The sequence below is a fragment of the Psychrobacter sp. JCM 18900 genome (genome assembly GCF_904846625.1).
GTDB lineage: Bacteria > Pseudomonadota > Gammaproteobacteria > Pseudomonadales > Moraxellaceae > Psychrobacter.
This window is the reverse complement of the sequence record NZ_CAJHBL010000004.1, coordinates 235,018-255,578: the sequence shown is the minus strand read 5'-3', so window position 1 is coordinate 255,578 and position 20,561 is coordinate 235,018. Positions and strand designations below refer to the sequence as shown.

20 protein-coding genes are annotated in these 20,561 nt (G+C 41.8%); 3 read left to right on the top strand and 17 right to left on the bottom strand.

Annotated features, from left to right (window positions below; all coding sequences use genetic code 11):
* Positions 1-39: 39 nt before the first annotated feature.
* From JMX96_RS09390 to ffh, 7 genes are all read right to left on the bottom strand, one after another.
* Positions 40-717: a DUF4112 domain-containing protein gene (locus JMX96_RS09390; RefSeq protein ID WP_201568777.1), complete on the bottom strand. Its 678-nt coding sequence runs from the start codon at positions 715-717 to the stop codon at positions 40-42.
* Positions 710-1,627 carry a 4-hydroxybenzoate octaprenyltransferase gene (ubiA, locus tag JMX96_RS09385; RefSeq protein ID WP_201568776.1) on the bottom strand — a complete coding sequence of 306 codons (918 nt, stop codon included), beginning with the start codon at positions 1,625-1,627 and terminating at the stop codon, positions 710-712. The genes JMX96_RS09390 and ubiA overlap by 8 nt, the downstream gene beginning before the upstream one ends.
* A 130-nt stretch (positions 1,628-1,757) precedes the next feature.
* Positions 1,758-2,000 carry a hypothetical protein gene (locus tag JMX96_RS09380; RefSeq protein ID WP_201568775.1) on the bottom strand — a complete coding sequence of 81 codons (243 nt, stop codon included), beginning with the start codon at positions 1,998-2,000 and terminating at the stop codon, positions 1,758-1,760.
* Between the two features lie 91 nt (positions 2,001-2,091).
* Complete coding sequence (locus tag JMX96_RS09375; RefSeq protein ID WP_201568774.1) at positions 2,092-2,991, bottom strand: class I SAM-dependent methyltransferase; 900 nt, start codon at positions 2,989-2,991, stop codon at positions 2,092-2,094.
* 66 nt (positions 2,992-3,057) lie between these two features.
* On the bottom strand, positions 3,058-3,900 hold the full coding sequence (locus tag JMX96_RS09370) for an undecaprenyl-diphosphate phosphatase (RefSeq protein ID WP_201568773.1): 843 nt from the start codon (positions 3,898-3,900) through the stop codon (positions 3,058-3,060).
* Between the two features lie 141 nt (positions 3,901-4,041).
* Complete coding sequence (tsaB, locus tag JMX96_RS09365; RefSeq protein ID WP_201568910.1) at positions 4,042-4,743, bottom strand: tRNA (adenosine(37)-N6)-threonylcarbamoyltransferase complex dimerization subunit type 1 TsaB; 702 nt, start codon at positions 4,741-4,743, stop codon at positions 4,042-4,044.
* A gap of 270 nt (positions 4,744-5,013) precedes the next feature.
* Entirely contained in the window at positions 5,014-6,558 is a 1,545-nt protein-coding gene (gene ffh, locus JMX96_RS09360) for a signal recognition particle protein (RefSeq protein ID WP_201568772.1), read from the bottom strand.
* A gap of 452 nt (positions 6,559-7,010) precedes the next feature.
* Between ffh and JMX96_RS09355 the strand changes: the two genes are divergently transcribed.
* Positions 7,011-7,775 carry an inner membrane protein YpjD gene (locus JMX96_RS09355; RefSeq protein ID WP_370587212.1) on the top strand — a complete coding sequence of 255 codons (765 nt, stop codon included), beginning with the start codon at positions 7,011-7,013 and terminating at the stop codon, positions 7,773-7,775.
* Between the two features lie 84 nt (positions 7,776-7,859).
* On the opposite strand, the gene purU is transcribed toward JMX96_RS09355, so the two are convergent.
* Together purU and JMX96_RS09345 are read right to left on the bottom strand one after the other, a co-directional pair.
* Positions 7,860-8,780 carry a formyltetrahydrofolate deformylase gene (gene purU, locus JMX96_RS09350; protein ID WP_227677004.1) on the bottom strand — a complete coding sequence of 307 codons (921 nt, stop codon included), beginning with the start codon at positions 8,778-8,780 and terminating at the stop codon, positions 7,860-7,862.
* Positions 8,781-8,994: 214 nt separating this feature from the next.
* Positions 8,995-11,430, bottom strand: coding sequence for an Ig-like domain-containing protein (locus tag JMX96_RS09345; protein WP_201568770.1), 2,436 nt, complete (start codon positions 11,428-11,430; stop codon positions 8,995-8,997).
* Between the two features lie 484 nt (positions 11,431-11,914).
* Between JMX96_RS09345 and rpmB the strand changes: the two genes are divergently transcribed.
* Complete coding sequence (rpmB, locus tag JMX96_RS09340; RefSeq protein WP_057761372.1) at positions 11,915-12,151, top strand: 50S ribosomal protein L28; 237 nt, start codon at positions 11,915-11,917, stop codon at positions 12,149-12,151.
* Between the two features lie 128 nt (positions 12,152-12,279).
* Complete coding sequence (rpmG, locus tag JMX96_RS09335; RefSeq protein ID WP_010201403.1) at positions 12,280-12,435, top strand: 50S ribosomal protein L33; 156 nt, start codon at positions 12,280-12,282, stop codon at positions 12,433-12,435.
* Between the two features lie 156 nt (positions 12,436-12,591).
* Here rpmG and JMX96_RS09330 read toward each other — a convergent pair whose 3' ends face one another.
* From JMX96_RS09330 to htpG, 8 genes are all read right to left on the bottom strand, one after another.
* Positions 12,592-12,903, bottom strand: coding sequence for a hypothetical protein (locus JMX96_RS09330; RefSeq protein WP_201548793.1), 312 nt, complete (start codon positions 12,901-12,903; stop codon positions 12,592-12,594).
* Positions 12,904-13,123: 220 nt separating this feature from the next.
* A complete protein-coding gene (locus JMX96_RS09325; RefSeq protein ID WP_057761376.1) occupies positions 13,124-13,435 on the bottom strand; it encodes a hypothetical protein in 312 nt (103 codons plus the stop codon).
* Positions 13,436-13,543: 108 nt separating this feature from the next.
* Positions 13,544-13,942, bottom strand: coding sequence for a hypothetical protein (locus JMX96_RS09320; protein ID WP_227677003.1), 399 nt, complete (start codon positions 13,940-13,942; stop codon positions 13,544-13,546).
* A gap of 211 nt (positions 13,943-14,153) precedes the next feature.
* The gene (rpe, locus tag JMX96_RS09315) at positions 14,154-14,843 is read right to left on the bottom strand and encodes a ribulose-phosphate 3-epimerase (RefSeq protein ID WP_057761380.1); all 690 of its coding nucleotides are present in this window, start codon (positions 14,841-14,843) and stop codon (positions 14,154-14,156) included.
* 114 nt (positions 14,844-14,957) lie between these two features.
* On the bottom strand, positions 14,958-15,239 hold the full coding sequence (locus JMX96_RS13685) for a TIGR03643 family protein (RefSeq protein WP_370587211.1): 282 nt from the start codon (positions 15,237-15,239) through the stop codon (positions 14,958-14,960).
* A gap of 229 nt (positions 15,240-15,468) precedes the next feature.
* The gene (fghA, locus tag JMX96_RS09305) at positions 15,469-16,359 is read right to left on the bottom strand and encodes an S-formylglutathione hydrolase (protein WP_057761382.1); all 891 of its coding nucleotides are present in this window, start codon (positions 16,357-16,359) and stop codon (positions 15,469-15,471) included.
* A gap of 120 nt (positions 16,360-16,479) precedes the next feature.
* The gene (locus JMX96_RS09300) at positions 16,480-17,961 is read right to left on the bottom strand and encodes a C13 family peptidase (protein ID WP_201568769.1); all 1,482 of its coding nucleotides are present in this window, start codon (positions 17,959-17,961) and stop codon (positions 16,480-16,482) included.
* 319 nt (positions 17,962-18,280) lie between these two features.
* Positions 18,281-20,242 carry a molecular chaperone HtpG gene (gene htpG, locus JMX96_RS09295; RefSeq protein ID WP_201568768.1) on the bottom strand — a complete coding sequence of 654 codons (1,962 nt, stop codon included), beginning with the start codon at positions 20,240-20,242 and terminating at the stop codon, positions 18,281-18,283.
* Positions 20,243-20,561 lie beyond the last annotated feature (319 nt).

Here is a 20,561-nt window from a genome sequence, read left to right as displayed (position 1 = left end):
TCTCTACTAAGCTGTCTAATGGGTTATGAGTGATTGTATTTAACCAAACCCAGTCGATTGACCAAACACCCCGACCAACCAGCTTATCACTGTCCACAGCCCCCAACCGACAAATACAATGACTATCAGTCCAAGAAAATCAGGGATATGCAAATACAGCCAAGCAACGATTGGATTGCGCCAAAAAAACCCAAAGCGGCTTTGCTGCTGCTTGTCTTCTAGTGACTGGTGCAAAAACGGTCGATCCATATGCATGGTTTCGGTAATACCATACTCATGGTGTAGATGCTCGTGCACGATACCCAATGTCTTACGGCTAGGACGAATAAAAATATCTAATAGCGTACCAATGCCAGGTACGATACCAACGACCATATCAATAAGTGCCAATCTAACCGCTGGCGTCATTTTATGAGCGGGCACACCCAACTGACGTCCTAATATAAATGCATAACTGGTCAATGCCAATCCTGCTAAATCTCCTGCGAGTGGAATGGTCGAAAGCGCGGCATCCGCACCCATTCCTTGCTTGGTAAAAGGCACTCGTACTAGCGAATCCATAGTATTGGCAAACTTCGCCAGTTTACGTTCAGTTGCGATAACTTGCTCGCGAGTCAGACCATGTTCGGCAAGTTTAGCTTGATAGTCTACGACTGACGCATTCGTATCAGACAGTTTCTTTAATTTGAATCTCGGCAATTTATCGAACTTATCCATTTAGCGTCGTCCATATGCAAGTGACTGCGATGAGCGCAAACACATAGCGCCCTACCCAGATATTGGCCAAGAACGCCTGAAAGCAGGCCAAAGGGTTACGGCTGGCACAAGCGCTATTTTGTTTGGCAAACATCATCGCAACAAGCGCCAACCCAAATACCGGTGTTACGCCTAATGTGGTCGGGGCAAAGTAATGCCACATAACCACGCCCATCATTAGCAAAAATAGCATCTGTAATATTGAGATGATAATCACGTCATAACGACCGAATAGTATCGCTGTTGATTTCACGCCAATCTTTAAGTCATCCTCACGGTCAGCCATGGCGTACTGGGTATCATAGGCCACTGTCCAACACATATAAGCTAAGAATAGCAGCCAACACCAAATATCGGGAGCGCCTTGCACCGCCACATAGGACATCGGTATCGCCCACCCAAAAGCAGCTGCTAAAAATACTTGCGGCAAATGCGTATAGCGTTTCATAAATGGATAAATAAACGCCAATACAACGGCACCAAGCGACCAGTAGAATACAGCTATAGGTAAGAAAAATAGCAGACTGGCACTTAACAGCACCAGCACTAAAAATGCAGCGACGGCTTCTTTGCCAGATAGGCGTCCATCTGCTAACGGGCGGCCTTTAGTGCGAGTCACATAACCATCTACTTTGCGATCCGCAAAGTCATTGATCGCACAACCAGCCGCTCGCATAAATATTGCACCAAGGGCAAATATTGCGAACACCTTGATACTTGGCAACGCTGCCGTCATTCCTTGCTGCTGCGCTTGACCCATTGCAGCAAGTAGTACGCCCCAAAGCGTTGGCCATAGGAGCAGCTCAATGCCGACTGGTTTATCAAAACGGGTTAGCTGGATGTAGGCTTGTAGCTTGTCTTTAAATGTCATGGTTTTTTATTATCATTAATTGGATACTTTTTATGTGTGCTTATATATTTAGCTCAGAACAACTAAATTGATTTTTGAAGGGGCTGGTTGCTTAGTTTTAATAGACTAATTACTAAGTTTAATGGTCTGGCTACTGAATTTGTTGCCACAATTTATTCGCTTCGATCAGTGATAGCTCAGGATATTGCTTGCGTAATGCTTTCAGCGCTGGGACTTTGTCTTTTTTGGCTGCTTGTTGACGTAAAAATGTCAGTTGCTCTTGTGGATTGCTCAGCTCTTTTAACCGTGCTTCAAGCCGAAGAATTCGAGTACGCAGCATGATATTAATCAACAGTAAAACTGCACCCATGACCCAAATAATTAGCGCTGACATTCCTTGCTCCTTAATCCATTAATTTTGAACACATAAGCTGATTAATTGCGTACATTTATACTCGTACATTCGTTATCACAAACAGCAGCTATCAGACAAAATACCCATCAAAGCGTACGGCTTCATTATGCCAGCTTTCGCTAGCTGGCTCATCAGCAAGCAGCGGTGCAAAATGTGGACGCTTTACGACTACGCGACCTTGGCCTTGCGTATTTTGTTTGACAACGGCCTGCGCCCTACTTAGCAGTTGTCGCTCTTCATCTGAAGTTGGTGGACGAGCCAATTGATGCAGTGCTTGCATATGCTTACCGACTTTTGCCCCTTTACCTGTTTTGCTATCTTGATAGCTATCCTCTGGAAACATCGGATCCAAATAGACGACATCGATTGCCATAGCATCGTCTATTGCGGTGCTTGCTTCTAAATTCGCAAAATAACTGAGCGCATTAGCATTAATAATCTGTAGACGGCTCATGAGCTTTTGCCAATTGGGTAGCGCACTCATACGCTGCTGCTCTGCAAGTAACAGCAATGCCATCAACGGCTGCTGCTCAAGCATAGTGACTTGGGCACCAGTACTGGCCAATATCAAACTATCATGCCCAAAGCCAGCAGTTGCATCAATAACGTGACTATCTGATGTGATTTTGGCGGCTTGTAATAGCAGCTCAGACTTACGGCCAGCACTCACTACACGGCGCTGCAACTTATCCCACTCAGGTGCCACACTAAGCCCATCACTTAGCCATGATAGCTTATCTTTATCATCTAATAATAAAATAGGCTGAGTAGATGCTTGGCTCAATTGCTGACGGCGCTTTTGAGTGAGTTTCTCTGTAGCGACTTTAATATCTAAGATAATTGATAATGTATGCTCAGCTATCAATGACTGTAGGCTCTCAATCTGTGCTTGCTGACTGTCATTGACGTAGAATAACTGACAATGTACAACAGCACCTGTCTCGTCATACGTTTGGGGCACATCGGTCATAACCATCATCCTGTTTGCTGCTTATTTTCACTATAAATTACTGGCGTGTTAAATCATAACGCAAATCTAGCCAGCCATTTGATAACCAAAGCCCCAAGCGGCGACCAACACGATAACACCCGTGATAATGCGCAACCAAGCAAAAATAGTAAAGTCGCGGCGACTTACCCATGCCACAAGTAAGCGGATACAAAGTAGCGCTACTACAAATGATACGATGGTTCCGATACCTAGCACTAGCCAATCTTCACTGTTGGTCAGTACGTCACCATGTTTGAGTAAATCCAACAGTGCCGCGCCTACAATGACAGGAATACCCAAAAAGAAAGAAAACTCAGCAGAAGCCTTACGTGAGACACCTAACCACAGCGCACCAATAATAGTAGCACCTGAGCGTGACGTCCCTGGTATAAGAGCTAAACATTGGAACAAACCAATCATCAACGCAGTTTTTATGCTGACATCTTCCGCTTCTTCTGCAATGACCGTTTTAGGACGCTTTTCCACGTAAAATATCAGCAGACCGCCAATGATGAGCATAATGGCAACGACGATAGGATTAAACAAATAAGCTTTGATTTCATCGGCAAAAGTAAAACCAACAATCATCACAGGGATAGTAGAGACAATCAGACTCAGTCCTAGCTGTCTAGGATTGGTCATGCCCTCTGATTTACCAGTCAGCAAGCCCATCAGCGCTTGCCATAACCTACCCCAATAGTCATAAATCACTGCTAAAATAGCGCCAAGCTGTACCACCACGACAAATAAATCGACTTTTTCTTTAGTCCAGAAACCCATCACATCTGCTGATAAAATCAAATATCCCGTACTAGAGATGGGTAAAAACTCAGTGATACCTTCAACGATACCCATGATGACAGCTTGAACGAATAAAACTATATCCACAGTGACTTTCCTAGAAACAGACTGGCCTAAAAAACTGGCCTAAAAACAGACCGATTGGCTGTCCTATATTAACGTTGATTTTATATTGGTATGCGCTTGCTAAACACTAAAAAGCTGGCTGCAAAAAGTATATTTATAAAGCTATGCTTTGCCTTGCTCTTTAAGTGTTTTCCAAGCTTGATTACGTAGATATTTTGGTAATGCCTGTGACGCTTCTGTACCACCATCGTTTGCAAACTGGGCAATACCAAGCTGCCCAATGACAACAGCATCTGGCCAAACATCTTCATGACAGTCTTGCTGATCATGTCGTGCCAATAGCGGCGCGCCATTACCAACGATAGGCAGGTTGAGCTCTGTTTGGCTATCATAATCTAATAGTTGCTCAGTGCTATCGCCACAATCAGCCAAGACTGGCTGCATAATGCTATAACCTAATTGGTCGTCAGTTACCAATTCATACTGCCCAAAGTAAACTTGCTGCATACGAGCATCAAGGGCGCTGTATAGGTGTGTCAGCCCGTATTTCTGATACGCACATTGTGCGATTGCTTGCAGGCTTGAGACGCCAACGCAAGGCAAGTCATGCGCTACAGACAGAGCCTGTACCACTGCCGTATTAATACGGATACCACTAAACGCACCCGGCCCGCGATTAAATATTAAAGCCTGTATATCAGCAAGACGTAACTGTGCCTCAGACAATGCAGCATCAATCATCGGTAAAATCTGCTGAGTCTGCTGACGCTTACCTGTTTCGGTATGGCTCGATAGTACCTGTCCGCTCGAATCTAAAATCGCGATCGAACACTGGTCGAACACGGTATCCATTGCTAAAAACATCACAACCTCGGCTTTTACTTTTGGCGTTCTAAATTGATTTGTCAGATTTTAATAATTTTTAATAACGATCTATCATTCATGTCCTGTAATAATCTAGACAGAGTGAAGCAGCGCCTATCATAGCATTTAGGGTACACGAATTTTATTAATTTCTATATTTTTCACACTTTATCCATCAGTGTTTATCTACAACTGATAACGATAAAAAGCCCCAAAGCTTTATTGGCTTTGGGGCTTTGATCAAACTTCTTAAAAATAACTAATCGTTATCTAAAAACGGGTTTTGAACTTCTTTGGTGCTTGGTTTTGCATTTCTTGCATTTGTTTTTGCATCTCTTCGGTGCTTGGCATGTTATTTGGATCCAGTCCCATTTGCTTGGCCATTTGTTCTGGATTCACGTCCTTAGCACCACCTTGCTGCCCGCCACCAAACAATGGACCGCCGCCACCGCCAGTACTACCGCCACCCATGAGGCCTTGCATAGACTTCATCATTTTACTGATGCCTTCAGGCTTTGAAATCATTTTCATCATTTTTGCCATTTGCTTGTGCTGCTTGAGCAGACGATTAACATCTTGAATCTCACGGCCTGAACCTGCTGCGATACGGCGCTTGCGACTTGGGTTAATCTTATCAGGGTTTTTACGCTCAAATGGCGTCATTGAGTTGATCAATGCTTCCATTTCGCGAACTTTTTCTTCTGGTTTGGCATCTTCGACTGCTTTTTGCATGTCTGAGCCGCCCATACCAGGCATCTTATCCAAGAAACCTGCCATACCGCCCATGCTCTTCATCTGCTGGAACTGGGTCAATAGATCCTCAAGGTCGAAGTCACCGCCCTTTTGCATCTTTTTCGCCATTTTTTCGGCTTTATCACGGTCAATCTTTTGCTCAACTTCTTCGACCAGACTCAGTACATCGCCCATACCAAGGATACGCTGCGCGATACGCTCAGGGTGGAAAAGCTCTAGCTCGTCTAGTTTTTCACCGCGGCCCAAGAACTTAATAGGCTTACCCGTGATAGCACGTACAGAAAGCGCCGCACCGCCACGAGCATCACCGTCAGTCTTGGTTAAGATAACACCTGTCAATGGCAACGCATCATTAAAGGCTTTTGCGGTATTGGCGGCATCTTGACCCGTCATGGCATCGACGACGAATAGCGTCTCAGATGGGTTAACCGCAGCAGTTAGCGCCTTAATCTCATCCATCATGGTATCGTCGATATGTAGACGACCAGCGGTATCAATGATCAGAATATCTTGATATTGGATTTTGGCTTCTTCAATCGCACGCTTTGCGATATCAATTGGATTCTCATCTGTGCTTGAGTTCACAAACTTAGCATTCACCTGACCGGCTACTTGCTCAAGCTGTTTGATAGCCGCTGGACGATAAACGTCGGCAGAGACTAGCATGACTTTTTTCTTTTGACGCTCTTGTAGATATTTGGCCAACTTACCAGCTGTAGTCGTTTTACCCGCACCTTGCAGGCCTGCTAGCAAATAGACAACGGGCGGTTTGCCTGTCATCTCTAACTGCTGATTGGCACTGCCCATCATTTCGGTCAGCTCGTCGTGTACGATTTTGACAAAAGCTTGACCTGGCGCTAACTCTTTTAGCACCTCGGCACCAAGCGCTTGTTCTTTTACGCGTTTTACAAAATCACGAGTGACAGGCAACGCCACATCGGCTTCTAACAACGCCATACGCACTTCACGTAGCGTGTCTTTGATATTGTCTTCGGTCAACTGTCCGGTACCGACGATGTTACGTAGGCTCGACGATAAGCGTTCTGTTAAGGTATCAAACATAAATAACTCTCAATTAAAATGGTTTTCAATTAAATAATACGCAATTAAAATAACTCTAAATCAAACCATTAAAATGGTTCGTAAATAATATTAGGATACGCTATAAGATATTAGGATATTGCATGACAAGGAACATAATAAAAGAATTATATTATCAATACTATAGCATTAACATGGCTCAAAACTTATAGTCGTTTCGCAAAAGACACAGCGATTATAATTGTAGTCAACTTTTTATAGATGACATATTTTATGTTTTGCGCTATGCAGTACTGCCGATCATTTATAAGTTATAAGCAAGATGGTGCTCAATTGGCACCCATTTTATGATAAATTGGACGATTATTCTAATCATTCTGATAATACCACTTTAGCGATACATTGAGCGGCAGTTTATGCTCAGTATAAGATGAGGCTTTTTATCTGTGCACTTTGCATTCTTACTTGCTAGCATGGCTTATGTCTTAGTCAGCATCCATATTGGTTGGGCGCTGGTTCAGGACAAACCTATCCACAAAAGCCTCAGTTTGGGCTTATTGCTGGTTGGCATGGCTGCACATGCGGCACTGCTATATCCATACGTTGTGACGCTGTATGGTTTAAATTTCAACTTATTTAATATCATCAGTCTGACCAGTTTATTTTTCTTATTCTTTTATCTGCTGTTCTGTTTATACCGCCCTATTCTTAGCCTTGGCATTTTGGCTGCACCCACTGCGCTGATAGGTATGACTGTCGGTTATATCGGCCGCGCCCCTTATCAACCGCTCACTGACGTCAGTATCGGGCTTGAAATCCATATCATATTATCATTAGCTGCCTATTGTGTGCTGTTGATGGCGGCTGTACAAGCGCTATTTTTACGTCTACAAATACGTGAGCTCAAGCATCATACCATTCACCGCTTTTGGGTCAATAAACTACCTTCCTTGCAAAGTATGGAGAGTTTATTATTCGATATGCTGTTGGTAGGCTTTGTATTGCTCAGTATCGCACTAGGAATTGGGTTTATCTATGTACAAGACTTGATGGCGCAACATATCGTGCATAAGACTGTTTTTAGTCTACTGTCGTGGTTATTATTTGGTGTGCTACTATTCGGTAATTGGCGTGCAGGCTGGCGAGGTAAACGTGCGGCCAATATCACTATTTATGCCTTTATCCTATTAGCCATTGGCTTTGTTGGTAGCAAGTTCGTCTTAGAAATGCTCCTATAAAGTATATGTTCAAAAAAAGGCGGTTAGTAACTGTTGCTACTGACCGCCTTTTTATATTCTTAGCAGACTCACTACTAATTCTTCTTAGTTAAATACGACTGTCTTATTACCTGCCACAATCACACGGTTTTGCACATGCCAGTTTACAGCACGTGCTAATACGTTGCGTTCGATATCACGGCCGATAGCACGCAGCTCTGTCACCCCTTGGCGATGCGTCACACGGTGTACATCCTGCTCGATGATAGGCCCTTGATCAAGCTCAGCTGTGACATAGTGCGCAGTTGCGCCGATAAGCTTAACGCCTTTATCGTAAGCTTGACGATAAGGATCTGCACCCACAAACGCTGGCAAGAAAGAATGATGAATATTGATAATCTGCATCGGCCAACGCTTGACGAAGTCTGATGACAATATCTGCATATAGCGCGCCAATACTAGCAAGTCGTTACCTGCCATCAGCTTATGAATCTGCTCTTCTGCCTCTGCCTTATTGTCTTTTGTCACTGGTACATGATGAAAAGTAATACCAAAATTTTGTACTGCTTGCTTTAAATCAGGATGGTTGCTGACCACGCAAGTAATCTCGCAATCGAGCAGTCCACGCTGATGTCGCCATAATAAATCTAACAACGCATGATCAAACTTAGATACCAAAATACCGACTTTGGTCTTCGTTGCATTATTATGTAGACGCCAATCCATATCGTGGCGCTTAGCAACCGTATGCGCAAAGCTGGCTTCAAAATTCTCGATAATATCGCTCAATCCTGCCAAAGCAAACTCTAAACGCATGAAGTATTGACCGCCTTCATGCGCCGTTGAATACTGATCAAGCGTAATAATATTAGCGCCATAACGATGAATAAATTCAGAGACTGCCTGTACGATACCTGCCTGATCTTTGCATTTGATGAGCAGCGTGGCTGTATCAATAGCGCTAGGTGTTTGTTTGCTCTGAGAAGCTATGGTCGATAATGAAACCGCTTTAGTATTGTCTGACATAATTCGCCCAATATAAAAAATGATGACTTATTGCTGAAAAATTGCTGACAGCGTAGTAAACCGGTTATTTTAATCCTTTTTGCAATACTTTGCTGAGCGAGTTAGTTGTTTTTAATTATTTAAGGTGATTTGGTTATTTTAAAGGACAAACTAAAAACCCCCAACGTAGGGTTGAGGGCACCTTTAATCATGTAATAAGAAGAAGCAACTCATTCTAATTAGGATTGCTACAACTAGGATTAGTACCGAATGGACTCACCCAGTTTGGACGTGTGGGAACATTAATATCAACATCGTCTATCAGGACTGGAAAACTAATTAAGCGAGACTGTTGTGACTCACTACCATCTACATTTGTATTAACAGTAACTTTGGCCTGGTACCATTCTGCATATTCTTTCGGATAGCGTATTGAAAAATCAACTTTACCAGCACCATCTGTTATAAAATTAAAGTTTTGGCTAGAACTAACCTCGTTACCATCTTTGTCAAGTACTGCTACAACGTTAATTGGGTCTAACTGACCATTCCCATTCACATCTTCACCTAAATCTAAAATACCATTATTATTTGTATCTTCACTAGGACAGCTTATATATGGGACACGATCCCATACATTTTTATCAAGAGTAATATTTCTAAATACGCTCCACTGACCTTTACCGTAACTGCTAGGGTTTAAATTAATAGATACTGGTTGATTGATTGCTGGCTTACCTGTGCTGTTTAATACGCTAATGGAGCCTTTTTGGAAATAATAAACTTCACGGTCACCAGCAGATATCTTATCCGCAAAGGAAAAACTGATAAATGTTGCTCTAGTCTGTATCGAAATCTTCGCTTCTACAGGACTAATATTTACTGGCTTTTCTGTACCATCTGGCAGCTCAATTAGCCGCACTTCAGCTGCAATGACAACGCCTTCTGTTTTTGTTGGGTTCTGCCCGGCATTGTAAACTACTTTCGCTAAACCACTACTATCAGTATAAGCGACACCTTGACCTAGACTACCCCCAGATGCATCCTTAGTAGTCGTAAACTGGACAATTGCATTTTTCACCGGTGCATCATCGCTATCTAATACGCGAGCGATCACTTGCGTTGACCCGCCAACACTTAGTACTGAACGCTCAGTCTGTAGAAGCAACTTGGTGGGGCTAACAGAGACGAAGCTCAATACCGTTTCTTTAATACTGTCTGATTGGTTTGTTCTTCTATGCGTAGCAGTAATAGTAGCGCTATCAGGAACACTTGATTCAATATAGAACTCTAATTTCTTATTTAACACTGTAAATACACGGCGTGAACTGCCCTGTTCTTGATTTTCATTTTCATTTTGATAGATTTTGCCTTTGTTTGTGACAAGAATAACAGAGTCACCATCATCAGCATCAGGAACACTTAATATTACTTTCTTTCTAGTATCCACCTCTATATCATTTGTTCGTTCAAAGTTCATACTTGATTTGATAGCCGATCCTACAGTTAATATATCAGAAATACGTTGAGTATTTTCAGCACCTTTAATTTCAATACTAAATACATAACTATCATTATTTGAAACATTTAAATCAGCTGTATTTAAGTCAAATCTGAAGTTACCATTACTGTCAGTGCTGCTACTTCCTACTTCTACATTGTTATTATACAATAATACAGTTGCACGATTGATAGGCTCTGCTGCACCATCCATTATCTGCCCAGATACAGCAAAGCTTTCCCCACTACTCACCATGTTTTTAGAAGAAATAACATTACTTGCTCGCGTACCAGAAACTATAATAGGGAAACTTTGCTCAACAATGCTATTTTCTTCGTCATTAACTAATACTGTTAGTAGACTTTCATGGTTTATTTGTGAATCAACATTAGCTCTGCTTTGTATCAGCTTTACGGTAATCAACCCTTCTGCATTAGTAACTTGATTAGAAGAACCATCTAAAGATAAACCATATAATGCAGCATCAGTAATGCCGATAACTACAGGGACACCTGCGACAATACCGCCCTTCTTATCAGTTACTCTAATATTTATCGTTGCCGTGTCTGCACCAGTTAGCAATTCGGTTTTATCAGAGGCAATAAACACATCATAAACATCATCTTTTTGTGTGTTCGTATTACCTTCTACTCCAAATAGTGTAAGAGATTGTTGAACACCATCAACACTGACTCTTATTGTTACACCGTTCTTAATAAGAAAGTCACGCTGTGCTGCAGTTAACGTGTTTGTTGCTTGCAACTCAATGACCGCTTTCCCTTTTTCATCAGTAGTTACTCTAGAGCTAGAAGTGCTGAATAACCCTGTTGCTTTGGGATCAGTGACTGCAAAGGTAACCGTCTTATCATTTACCACTCCGTTTTTATCATCTAATACTAGAGCCTCTATTTTTATAGAAGCATCTTTCGCCATATCCACATTAATACTAGTATAATTAGACAATATATATATTTCACTTGCCTTAATAGTTGACTCTTCCTCACTACCTGATTCTTGATTACTTGGAATTACTGTAACCAATCCAATATCTGGCTTTGGCGCGATAGTATCGGTACCGTCACCACCACCGCCACAACCTGCTAGAGCTAATGATAATGTGAGCGCTGTTAACTGAAATAGCTTGGAAGTAGGTAATGATGTATATGACATGTTTTGACTCCGCATGAGCAGTAATTTATCTGAGCAAATAAGCAAAAAATCATTACCCAGAATCAGAATAGATTGGTAATGATACATAGATTTACAGTAATACTAGCGTATTAACAGATTGTATTAAATATATAACAGCAACTTTACTGACTTTTGTTATAACTTACAACTAAAAATTAATCTTTACTATTAAACAATCAACAACATAGAGCGCTCATTTCAGGGTATAATAGCCATCCTTTAATTCGACAGTTACTGTAAAAATATTTGAGTATTCATCTGTTTTATGGTATAAATGTCGGCTTTAAAATTTTCTGAATTGGTCAGCCTGTTATTTGCCTTTAGATAGCAGCAAAACCAGCTCAACCTTCATATAGTTTTGTTTGGTGCAAAGCTGCCGCTTGCTGTGTCCATGCCGCAAAAACGTGCAACTTGCCCAGACTGGTATGAGAAAAACTCATACCTCATAGATTAGGAGTTCGCCATGTCTCGAGTTTGCCAAGTGACTGGAAAGCGCCCTATGGTGGGTAATAATGTTTCGCATGCAAACAACAAAACCCGTCGTCGCTTTCTACCAAACCTTCACAACCATCGTTTTTGGGTAGAGTCTGAAAACCGCTTTGTACGTCTACGTGTGTCTACCAAAGGTATGCGCATCATTGACAAACTTGGTATCGATAAAGTGTTAGCGGATCTACGCGCACAAGGTCAAAAAGTTTAAGTTAAAAATAGCAGCTGAGTGATGACTCTCATCATTTAGGCTGCTGTTTTGCTACATTAATTGTGGCAACTCATTCTTTGAGACACGTACCTATCGTTTGAAGACCCCTCATTTACAGGAAAGCTATCATGAGAGATAAAATTAAATTAGTATCAACAGCTGGTACTGGGTATTACTACACCACTACTAAAAACAAGCGCACTATGCCTGGCAAAATGGAAATTAAAAAGTTTGATCCAAAAGTACGCCAGCACGTGATCTTTAAAGAAGCTAAAATCAAATAATTTCCATTTTATAAGTGGTACTATTTGAACAAAAAAAGGGTTTATCAATTGATAAACCCTTTTTTTATGGCTGTAGCTTCATGTTGCTAAGCTATATCTTCAATTATTCGCTTTGACTGGTATTCGCTTTAACTGGAGCTCAAAAATAACCAAAGATTAGCTGTAGTGTGTTGGTTCTTTATCATATACATGCGCATGCCACTTGCTCATTTGCTTTTGCATAATGACCTGAATCGCAGCATGAATCATATGTTGACCAATGGCTTGAGTATCGCTACCAAGTAGTTCTTTTAGCTTGTCAGAAAAATCGATAGTCATCAGCGGCGCTTCGTCTTGTTCAGCATCACGCAATAACAACCTACCATCATCTGCTTCCACCAACTCTAACGTGGTTTCTTTGGCAAATCCTGCAAACTGATCGCTATTCTCGTTATCTACTTCTATATCATTATCGATATCGTATGGCATTAATGTATTCCTTATTATCCCGTTTAGTACTGGTAGAGAAACTAGTCATTGCAAAGCAGTCATTTCTAAAAATAAACTCATTCGGCAAATCTATCGTCTTACAGTAACGCGGGTAAATCTGTCTTACTCATACAATGGACGCTTTAACACTCGAATTCAAGGGCTGTCACATAAGTCTCTGCTATAAAAGCAAACTTGAATACCATGTCGTTTGTATATATTAGTGCCAATAACGTAGCTTTCCTAATGTAAATAAGAAGGCCACAAACATTCCAAGGTAATAAACCAGCTTTAGCTCAAGGCTAGGATCACGATACTTAAATGGCAGTGCAACGGTGGCCGTCGCAGTAGGCAATATCAGCAGCATAAGCAGCCAATTCTCAATGACATTTAGCCAACCTTGTAAATCAGTTCCGTGACGTAGTGACGCCAATCCCATTAACAAACAAGCGATAATTAAGCTAGTAAATAAGCCATTTGGTAAGTCTTTAGGATAGATAATTTTAGCAATACTGGCTGGTACGATTCTCATATAAAATTCCAGTCATGCTTGTAGAACATGGCTTAATGATTAAAAAATATAAAATATTACGACTTTATATATAGGCGTGGAAAAGCATTATATTTACAGCGAAACTACTCAACTATAAGTACCCATTAGCCATAGCATCGATATACAAGAAGTCAAATAACCCAAACTAATCGCATTCCAACTCTCGATATGCAGGCCCTTAACTTTGTTAAGTATGCGAGAGCCTACCCAAAAAAATAGCGGAATGCCTAGCATAAATGCAGGCACAATGACCGCTGCATGACGCAGCACGGTTTCGACATCATCACCCACCATCAGGCGAAAGCCATAACCTGCCAAACTAAGTACAAGTGCAAACATCGCTAAGCCAATGGTAATGCCTCTAGGTACCAAACTGCGCTGCGGTGTTTCACTTGTAAGTGACTGCCTAGTCTGCTGATTCAACGTTTCATGAGAGTTTACTTGCTCACAAGGTTCTGTTGAACTGGTAGAATTGTTTGTGTCCATATTTCACCTTTACGCGACTGACCGTTATATATAATTGATTCAATTTAAAAGAGAGACAAGGCAACTGAGTGCAGATGTAACTGTGATACTTCAAGCGAGGTTAACGCTGTAGCTCTTTTATATCGGATTAACTATATAGTCATAAGTTATACAGCACATCTTAATATTATTGTTATATGGCTAATAGCGTTTATTAACCATACAACACTCGCTAGCTGTTGTTGGCTAATAGCAACTCTGCGCGCATCTCATCAATAGCCGCTTTATAATCTTCTTGATTAAAAATTGCAGAACCCGCAACGAACATATCAGCACCCGCTTCAGCAATCGCACGTATATTACTGGCTTTGATACCGCCATCAACTTCCAATCGAATATCTCGACCACTGGTAATAATACGCTGACGTACTTGACGGACTTTGTCTAAAGTACTATCGATAAACGACTGTCCACCATAGCCTGGGTTCACACTCATTAATAAAATTTGATCTACTTTATCCATGACATAATCAAGATAATGTAGTGGTGTCGCTGGATTCAATACCAAACCACACTCTGCACCGCCATCTTTGATCAACTGAAGTGAGCGATCGATATGAGCGCTGGCTTCAGGATGGAAGGTAATGATACTAGCACCCGCTTCCAAAAACTGCTCAATCATACTATCGACAGGTGAAACCATCAGATGTACATCAATTGGCGCTTCAACACCATAGTCACGCAATGCCTTACAAATCATGCTACCAAACGTCAAATTGGGTACGTAATGGTTGTCCATCACATCAAAATGAATCACATCGGCACCCGACTCTAGTACCTTCTCCACTTCTTCGCCCAACCGCGCGAAATCAGCTGAGAGTATCGACGGTGCAATAAGATAAGGTTTAGCAGGACTGTTCATAATTGAGCTACCTAATTCATGTTTATATAAGATATTAATAAATTAAAAAGGAAATTATAATTGGCTCACATATGCTGAGAGCCTTTTATATATTGATGCTAAATACTTAATGGTTTAGCGCTGCTTATATTGAGTTTTGCAATAAGCGCGGCCAACTTCGAAAGAGCGCTTTGCCTCATGTTTGGTAGCACGATTGCTTACTCTCTGACGCCATAAGCGAAAAGATGACGGCTTTAGCTCTTGGCGCATGAGCTTGATAACCCCAGTCTCATCGAGACCGTAGCTATGCTCTATGGCACCGAATGTCGTTCTATCTTCCCATGCCATCTCTATCACACGAGATATTTGCACGTCATCAAGTACTCTATCACCAGCGTCATTGACGGTTTTTGCAATCAACTCGTCTGATTTAGCTTGAGACACTTCATCACTATAATCAATGCTACGTTGTTTTTTTTGTAGAGCAGCATCCATATCAGCTTGCATAGTCGCTTTTGTAGAGCTCGTATCTGCTGACTTATTCTTCGAATTAGAAGCTGTCAAATCTTGATAACTTGCCATAAAAATCACCTTCTGAGCATGAATGGAATAGCGAAAAATGTATCGCGGTCATCTGAAAGACATCTTAGCTCATTTGAGCCATATGCCAATGATGTTCGATATGATCATTAATCACCGTTTGGATAAAATAATAGCTGTGGTCATGCCCCGCTTGATAACGTAATGTTAAGGGCTGTTTGGCTTTTGCACAAGCGTCTTGTAGTTTAGAAGTCTGTAGCTGACCTTCTGCTAAGAAATTGTCAGCTGCACCTTGATCAACCAAAATGCTCGAATACTGCTGACCGACCTTTTCAATCATTTGTGAGGCGTCTGCTTGTGCCCATAGAGACTTATCATCACCGAAGTACTCTGTGTAAGCAGCTTGCCCCCATGCAGACTCACTGGCCGCACATACTGGCGATAAAGCCGATACGCTGACAAACTTACTTGGGAACTTAAACCCTAGCAACAGCGCACCATGACCACCCATTGAATGCCCTGTGACACCGATGCTGTGAATAGGAAACTCTGAACGTAGTAAGTCATATAACTCATCGACAATATAGCTTTGCATATTAAAATTGTCTGACCACGGCGCTTGAGTCGCGTCAACATAATAGCTTGCACCTTGACCGACAAAATAGCGATCGTCGTTTGGTACATCGCTGTCTTCACTACTTCTAGGCGAAGTATCAGGTGCGATAAGTATCATACCAAGCTCGCTGCATTTTTGCTGAAAATGCGCTTTATGAGTGACATTATCAGCATTACACGTCAAACCTGATAAATACAATATCGCAGGACAACGTCGCCCAGCCAAGGCTTCATCAGGTAGATAAATACTAAACGTCATAGAGGTTTTGGTAGATGTCGACTCGTGACTATAATAATGCTGCTCACCATTAAAACAGCGATTCACGCTTTTTTGGGTAAGCTGTTTATTGGTAGATAAACTATGACTATAGGAATTTTGCATGAGTGATATCCTTTTATTCAAAATAGAACCAATGACAATGTTTAATAAATACTCATCATCTAATAGTAAATCTGATATTGGCATTTATTAAATGCCAAATCATACTTTATATTTATTTAGCTATTCAGCAGCTATCTCTACTTCGTCTACCGACAGATTAGTAGCGCTGTCAGGTAAAATATTAACCGTTGTAGAAGCTGCATTATTTGTAATACTAGCAACGGATGGGCGCGCCTTATCAAATAATACTTGCTCAAACGCAGGCAATGCCGTCTCCATTAAGCTACCAATCACCATTTGCGGCTCCGATGGCTCAAAGCCCATGGCGCTCTCACGCTCATTGACCCGTATACTGGCATCCTTAAAAGCCGACTCAAAACTGGTATTCCCTCGTAGGCTTTCAGCAAAAAACGCTTGGCCAAAATAGGTCATCTCAGCTGTATTCGTGCAGCCAAATGATGCTTTGTCAGCGGCTGATGCAGTAATCACTACCGTGGTTGGCGATGCCAATTCGTCAATAAACGAACCTGAGTAGCAAGCAGACACCACAATCACACGCCAGCGGATACCAGATGCGTCTAGCGCGTCACGCAACCAGGTGGCATCTAAATTATCCATCGCAAGCGGCGGATTTGCCAACTGGACGATATCCTGATTACCATGTGAAGACAACGTCAGGAACAATACATCTTCATCAGCATTCATCTGCTGACCGATTTTCTTTAGGCCGCGCAAAATGCTAGTCTTAGTAGCAATTGGCTCATCGAGCCAGCTATAAGTATTATTGATCAGCGATAGTGAATGCCCGCTGGTACCAAAGCGCACATCAAACAGCTCGCGTACCTTATTAATCTCAGAACGAAAGACGTTTTGATCAGAAAATCCTGCTACTCCCATAAAGTACCAGTCGGTTTTACCATCGATACTTGGGTCTATACTATCCAATGCTTGCTGTAATAAACGTGGCTGCTGATACAGTGCCGCCTCTTCTAATACAGGCTCTACAGGTATTTGCTTAAAGATTGGCTGGTCTGCGACATTACGCTGCCAGATGGTCAGCAACGCTACCGCGCCAACTAATACAATGATTCGCTCCCACCATGGTATACGCAGACGACGGGAGAAAATCCAAAGTAACGCTAGCGTTTGCCATAAGAACAATACTAAAAACAGTACTGGTAAGAACGAATAACTCCAATTTGGCAACCAACCATAGCTACCAAAAAACTGCACCAAGCTCTGCAATAGGGCTGATAATGTATCAGCGACCAACCACAGTACTACTGGTACAAATACCAATGCTTGGTTGCTCGCTCGCCGAGCCAAAATGATACCACCAAGTAAAATAATCATCGGCCAGATCAAATAACTGACCAATCCTTGCTCATTAAATATGCTGCCACTTTCAGCAGCTAACCATGAAAATAAGACATTACTACCAAGCGCCAATAGTGCAAATACGGCAAACTGTACAAAAGTGGGTTTAACCCAAGAAAAAGCTCGTGTTGAGCCCACCAGCATCCACAAAGTTGCAATAATATTGGCAGCGAAATTGAGCGAAAAACGCTGAAGCGAGACGGTTTTTAACGACGTAAGTGACAAAGACTTAGACCTCTAGCCAGTCGAGAAAAATAAAATGACTCAATGATAATTATCTTAATGTAACAGCCGCGCGGTGCAATAAATTGACGATTTTTTGTACAGCATGCAGACATCGATTTATATTGAATTCACGATGGAGTGATTATAGAAGATGACTAGCACTGCCTAATATTTTAGCTCGCTAATCTATCGCGATTGTAACGGATTGTCGGTTAAGAGGATAAGGCTGATTTGTAAAATTCACTCAAATTCGGCCAAAAATTCAAATAAAAAAGGAGGCCTCTTATATAAAGCCTCCTTTTTTGCTAATTACTAAACATTATCTCATCAATAGCTCATTGACGCGTTTTAGGTAAGCGGCTGGATCGTCTAGCTGACCACCATCTGCTAATAATGCCTGATCAAAAATGACTTGCGCCAAATCATCGAATTGCTCACTGCTTTCAAGCTTCTTGATGAGTGGATGATCAGGGTTTACTTCTAGCGTTGGCTTACTTGCTGGTACATCCTGACCCATTTGCTGTAGCATCTGAATCATTTGTGGTGATAGCTCACCTTCACCTACAACCAAACAAGCTGGACTATCGACTAAACGCGTCGATACTTTGACGTCTTTAGCACGCTCGCCCAACGCAGCTTTTAGCTTATCAACTACTGGCTTTAGCGTTTCTTGTGCTTTCTCTGCTTCCGCTTTTTCTGCTTCATCTTGCAAGTCGCCCAGGTCTACTGCGCCTTTCGCGATGTTTTGCAGCGGTGTCTCATCGAATGAGGTCAAGAAGTTCATTGCCCATTCATCAACACGGCTGGTCATCAAGATAACTTCAATGCCTTTTTTCTTGAATAGCTCAAGTTGCGGGCTGTTTTTCGCAGCGGCTAGGTTATCAGCGGTGAGGTAGTAGATGGCTTTTTGGCCATCTTTCATACGACCTTTGTAATCTTCGAAGCTTGTTACCAAACCGTCTTGGGTGCTGGTAGCATAACGCAATAGCTTAGCAATACGTTCTTGATTACCTGCGTCTTCGCCTAAACCTTCTTTGATGACATCACCAAACTCTGCATAGAACTGGGCAAATTTCTCTTGCTTATCACTGTCTTCGCTATTCGCAAGGCTTGCGAGTAAGGTTAAGATACGGCGAGCGTTACCATCACGGATAGATTTTACATCACGTGATTCTTGTAGTAGCTCACGGCTCACGTTCAATGGCAAATCTGCTGAATCAATCACACCTTTCACAAAGCGTAGATACATCGGTAGCAGTTGCTCAGCTTCGTCCATGATAAAGACGCGCTTCACATAAAGCTTTAGACCATGCTGCTGCTCCCGAGTGTATAGATCGACTGGCGCTTTTTTAGGAATATATAGTAGCTGCGTATACTGTACGCGACCCTCTACACGGTTATGCGTCCAAGTAAGCGGCGCATCCATGTCATAAGAGATATTTTTATAAAAATCAACATACTCATCATCTTCAATTTCAGAGCTAGAGCGAGTCCATAGTGCACTGGCTTTATTGATTGTTTCCCACTCATCAGTGAGTACCATCTGGCCACCAGCAGGTGTGTCGTCGTTTTCGTCTTCTTTTACGTCTTCTTGCCAGATCTCTTTACGCATCTGAATCGGCAGGCTGATATGGTCAGAGTATTTATTAACCAAGCGCTTAATTTTACTGCGATCTAAGTAACTATCTTCGCCTTCGCTATATTCTTCTTTTAGATGCAAAGTAATCGCCGTACCACGCATTTCTTTGGTAATAGGCTCAACAGTAAAGCTACCAGTACCATCTGATACCCAGCGTACGCCTTTGTCTGCAGGTTCGCCTGCTTTGCGTGACTCAACACTGATGGTATCAGCCACGATAAAACCTGAGTAAAAACCAACACCGAACTGACCAATCAACTGTCCGTCTTGCTTTTGTGATTCAGATAATTTGTCCAAAAATGCTTTGGTGCCTGATTTAGCAATCGTACCTAAGTTTTCGATTGCATCGGCTTCGTTCATACCAATACCATTGTCGGTAAAGGTAATAGTTTTGGCAGCTTCATCAACAGCGATGCGGATTTTTAATTCGCCATCATCTTCATAAAGGCTATCATCATTTGTGCCTTCAAAGCGCAACTTATCACAAGCATCCGACGCATTAGATACCAACTCGCGGACAAAAATATCAGCGTTAGAATATAGTGAATGCGTTACCAAATGCAGTAACTGCGCCACTTCCGCTTCGAACGTATGTTTTTTTAATTCTGGATTCAGACCTTCAGCTTGAGTTGCTTCACTCATAAAAACTCCTTTAAATTCTATGAAAGACCTATTATCAGATAACGATATACTCACTAAAGCCGTTCTCATAATGTTAGAGAACTTGCCGTATGCAATACCGTTAAACTGTCTATACTAATAGGGGCATTGAGAAAAAATTCAAGCTCAAAATTCCTATTCAACAAAAAACACCGCGCTTGTTTATCAAGGCGGTGTTCTGGTATCAGTTATTTACTTGCTTCGTCATTTAATTGCTCAGTCATTTTCTGACATAGCAATCGAAGCACAAACAACAGCAACTATTCTGAATATGCTTCTATCAATATATCCCAGAGAGTCG

Bases quoted from the DNA above. Each gene is read 5' to 3' on its own strand.
- JMX96_RS09375 (WP_201568774.1), bottom strand. From the start codon at position 2,991: ATGACCGATGTGCCCCAAACGTATGACGAGACAGGTGCTGTTGTACAT.
- JMX96_RS09320 (WP_227677003.1), bottom strand. From the start codon at position 13,942: ATGGACACAAACAATTCTACCAGTTCAACAGAACCTTGTGAGCAAGTA.
- ubiA (WP_201568776.1), bottom strand. From the start codon at position 1,627: ATGACATTTAAAGACAAGCTACAAGCCTACATCCAGCTAACCCGTTTT.
- tsaB (WP_201568910.1), bottom strand. From the start codon at position 4,743: ATGTTTTTAGCAATGGATACCGTGTTCGACCAGTGTTCGATCGCGATT.
- htpG (WP_201568768.1), bottom strand. From the start codon at position 20,242: ATGAGTGAAGCAACTCAAGCTGAAGGTCTGAATCCAGAATTAAAAAAA.
- ffh (WP_201568772.1), bottom strand. From the start codon at position 6,558: ATGTTTGATACCTTAACAGAACGCTTATCGTCGAGCCTACGTAACATC.
- JMX96_RS09345 (WP_201568770.1), bottom strand. From the start codon at position 11,430: ATGTCATATACATCATTACCTACTTCCAAGCTATTTCAGTTAACAGCG.
- JMX96_RS09325 (WP_057761376.1), bottom strand. From the start codon at position 13,435: ATGAGAATCGTACCAGCCAGTATTGCTAAAATTATCTATCCTAAAGAC.
- JMX96_RS09355 (WP_370587212.1), top strand. From the start codon at position 7,011: ATGGCTTATGTCTTAGTCAGCATCCATATTGGTTGGGCGCTGGTTCAG.
- rpmG (WP_010201403.1), top strand. From the start codon at position 12,280: ATGAGAGATAAAATTAAATTAGTATCAACAGCTGGTACTGGGTATTAC.
- JMX96_RS09380 (WP_201568775.1), bottom strand. From the start codon at position 2,000: ATGTCAGCGCTAATTATTTGGGTCATGGGTGCAGTTTTACTGTTGATT.
- JMX96_RS09390 (WP_201568777.1), bottom strand. From the start codon at position 717: ATGGATAAGTTCGATAAATTGCCGAGATTCAAATTAAAGAAACTGTCT.
- JMX96_RS09330 (WP_201548793.1), bottom strand. From the start codon at position 12,903: ATGCCATACGATATCGATAATGATATAGAAGTAGATAACGAGAATAGC.
- fghA (WP_057761382.1), bottom strand. From the start codon at position 16,359: ATGCAAAATTCCTATAGTCATAGTTTATCTACCAATAAACAGCTTACC.
- rpe (WP_057761380.1), bottom strand. From the start codon at position 14,843: ATGAACAGTCCTGCTAAACCTTATCTTATTGCACCGTCGATACTCTCA.
- purU (WP_227677004.1), bottom strand. From the start codon at position 8,780: ATGTCAGACAATACTAAAGCGGTTTCATTATCGACCATAGCTTCTCAG.
- rpmB (WP_057761372.1), top strand. From the start codon at position 11,915: ATGTCTCGAGTTTGCCAAGTGACTGGAAAGCGCCCTATGGTGGGTAAT.